Genomic DNA, 3,269 nt, shown 5'->3' with positions numbered 1-3,269 from the left:
CAATATGCCGATCCTGCACTGGCTCGATTACGGCGATCATCTGGTGGCTCGATTACGCCGATCCCGGAATGGCCTCATTACGCCGATCCGTGACACCCGTCACCATCGGTTATGTCGACGGCGCCGCGAATGGACAGCAGCTTGTTGGCGACGCTCAGAATTCTGGACATCCACTACCCCGTATCGTTGGTTTCGATTGGCCGTGCTTGTTTTTGAGGGCGCGGGCTCGCCAACAGCCTGCGGTCCTGTTCCCTTCGTTAGCGAACCTCGCGGTACACCGCCGGGTCGCCGATTAGGCCGACGGAAATGGTTGCCGACCGCCCATAGTTCCGAGGCTCCTTTCGACCTTCGTATGCGTCCTGATCGGAAGTCAGTCGTGCGATGTGCTCCGCGACGGTCGCTGTTTCGTCGCGCACCGCGGAAAGGTCGCATGGGATTACATCGGACGGTAGCCCGCGAAGGCATTCCAGTACCTTAGCGATAGCGTTCTCGGCTAGGCCTGCTCGACTGCCGGAGCGGAAGTGAAAATCTCTCGCGCCGCCTTGAGCATCACCAGATAGTCGGTGTCTCCTTGACGGAGCTTGCCTTCGGCGACGGCCTGCATCTCCTCGTCTGTCTGCAGAAGCGGCGGATGATTCGTATAGTGGTCGACATCGAATTGAAAATCGACGGGTAGGCTCTGCGAGTTCTTCTTCGAGAACAGGTTGTTCAAGATGTTGATCTGCTTTCGGACATCTGCGCCGGGCGCTCGGGTAAAGCCAGGATCGTGGGCCATGATTTGCTGGTTAGTCACCAAGGTCGTCCTGTTGCTCAAACAACCAAGGTTACCGTCCGGAATCACGAGCTTAGACATTCCGCGCTTCAGCTTCAGCAGATTCTTCAAGCGCCCTCGGCGGTCCTCATGCAGATCGTCTGCTTCCCCCGACACCCGCAGAGGATTGATGGCACAGAAGGCTTCTTGGATCGTGCCGCACTGCCGAGCGATCGCGACAATGGTTGGAAGCGAGAGCTGCCCCGTATCGTGCACGATCGCATACCGCTGCGCCCCATAGAAGATATAGACGCAGCAAGTCTCGACGCCGCCAGTGAAAAACCCGTCAGCTACAGGATTCGCGTTGTCGAGAATCCCTGCGCCGTCCTGCGTGACTTCAACCAAATTCATTCGGTCTTTCCTCTCAATCTTCTATAGGGTGGTTTAACTGCGCGGCGAAGTTGGTCGCGGCGCTCGAGCTCCGCAGTCAGTCGATGGATTCGCTCCGCCAGCAGCCGGCCCTCCGCCGCGCGTGTCCGATCGCGCTGGCGGCCGGCGGCGCCGCGGCCACCCAGCCGAGAAGGATCGAAGTAAAGTTCCTCTGCAATGGTTATCGACAGCAGGACGTCGAACTTGAACGCAGGATGTACCTTGCCTGGGTGCATGCTCAACCTGGCGCAACTTGTGGTGGGCACGCGAGAGGAGTTCATCGCGCGAGACATCATCGACGTTTGAACATGGAAGTTGAATCGGGCAGCGAGTCTCGTCGATCGATGTCTACTAAATAAGAGAAAAGCCCACCAGCGCCCCCCAAAGGGAGGCGTGGTGGGCTGATTACCAGGATGCGCGGAAAGCCTCTTCCTTCAGAGGCTGTCGCGAAAGCCCCAACCTGGTAAAATTTTGTGACCCGCTGGCCGAAGAGAAGAACGATGAGTACGGCATGTAAAACTCTCCCGCTGGATAACAAGCAGCATGACCTGTTTGAGGCAGCGCCGATCCAGAATGTCCGGTCACGGTCGTGCGCATCAGATACGGGACGTCGGTTTATTACAGGCAACGCGCATGAGATCGTCCTGGGCGCGACGCGCCTTGAGGACTGGCTGAAGCAGTCCGGCCAGAACACACCCTTCGTTGTGGCTGGTCTCCTTGATCAGCAGGACTGGCAAGCGTTCGAGAGGCGCTATGCGGGCACCGGCCGTGCACCTTATTCGCCTCGCCAGATGCTGGGACTGATTCTGTATGGCGTCATGCAAGGCGTACATTCCTTGCGCGAGCTGGAGCGACTCGCCCGTCTGGATCTGGGGTGTATGTGGATCACGGGTGGCATTACGCCCGATCATGCCAATATCGGTCGCTTCATTGTCCTGCACGAAGACTCGCTTACACAGGAGTTTTTCGAAGCCCTCACACGCACAATCCTGAAGGTCAGCGGTTCGAGCAGTACGCGACTGGCAGGTGATGGCACTGTGATTGAAGCAGCCTGCTCACGCTACAACCTGCTGAAGGAAGAAGCCGTGCGAGCGCGCACGCAAACAACGATGGCAGCGCTAGAGCGCGCACCAGATGATCGCGCTGCACAGCAGGCGCAACAGCGCAGCAGCCAATGCCAGACGATCTTCGATGCGCGGCTTGCTGCGCGGCAACACAGTGGCAAAGGCACGGAGAGTCTGCGCATCAGCGGCACGGAGCCCGAAGCGATGGTGCAGCGGCTCAAGCGTGGACAAGGATATGGGGCCTCGTACAAGCCGTCCGTTCTGGTCAACGAAAACCGGATTATCACGGCGCTTGCACTGGATGCATCGAGCGAAACGCGCGTCATCGCATCAATGCTCGATCAAAGTGCACGGATCACGGGCGCACAGGCTGAAGAAGTGCTGCTCGATGCAGGATATTTCGACGACGAGGTGATCGAAGCGACGCTTGCCCGCGATGTAAGCTTGCTGTGCCCGGACGGCCAATGGCCTGCCAAGCCCAGGGACGACGGTTTGTTCCACAAGAGCGCCTTTGACTACGATGAGCAAACCGACTCGTATCGTTGTCCTGCCGGGCAGATTCTTCTCCTGGAGGCAAAGACCAGAAAGACCCTGAATACGCGGGAGCATCGAGTGTACAGAGCCAGCACCTGTGGCGATTGCCATCTGCGCGCGAAATGTACAAAGGCTGCGCAGGGGCGGCGCATCAAGCGCTATCCGGAGGATGAACAACGCGAGGCGCTTCGCCTGGTGATGCAGCATCCGCAGGCCAGACGCATCTTCAGCCAGCGCAAGGCAATCGTTGAGCCGATATTCAGTAGCCTGCGCGGTCAACAGGGATTGAACCGGTTTCGGCGCCGTGGGCTTGCAGCGGTCAGACGCGAATTTGCGCTTCATGTCATGGCGCACAACCTGTCGCGAGCAGTGGCCCTGCAAAGGGCTTTATTTGTATGAACCGCCTCCGATTTTTCTGGACACGAATTTGGGGTAAAACGTGTGTCTGGAAATGGAGTTGAACATGCTGAAGAAGTCGAATGTCGATGAGG

General features: G+C 58.3%; 2 protein-coding genes. One reads left to right on the top strand and one right to left on the bottom strand.

The genetic code is table 11. The annotated features are described in order from the left end of the window. Positions 1-493: 493 nt before the first annotated feature. Positions 494-1,162: a hypothetical protein gene (locus P3T23_RS47315; protein ID WP_429322896.1), complete on the bottom strand. Its 669-nt coding sequence runs from the start codon at positions 1,160-1,162 to the stop codon at positions 494-496. Between the two features lie 491 nt (positions 1,163-1,653). On the opposite strand from P3T23_RS47315, the gene P3T23_RS47310 reads away from it, so the two are divergent. Further along, entirely contained in the window at positions 1,654-3,177 is a 1,524-nt protein-coding gene (locus P3T23_RS47310; RefSeq protein WP_429322895.1) for an IS1182 family transposase, read from the top strand. The last annotated feature ends 92 nt before the right edge of the window (positions 3,178-3,269 follow it).

It is taken from the genome of Paraburkholderia sp. GAS448 (genome assembly GCF_050435685.1).
Classification (GTDB): Bacteria; Pseudomonadota; Gammaproteobacteria; order Burkholderiales; family Burkholderiaceae; genus Paraburkholderia.
This window is presented reverse-complemented; position numbering and strand designations above follow the sequence as displayed.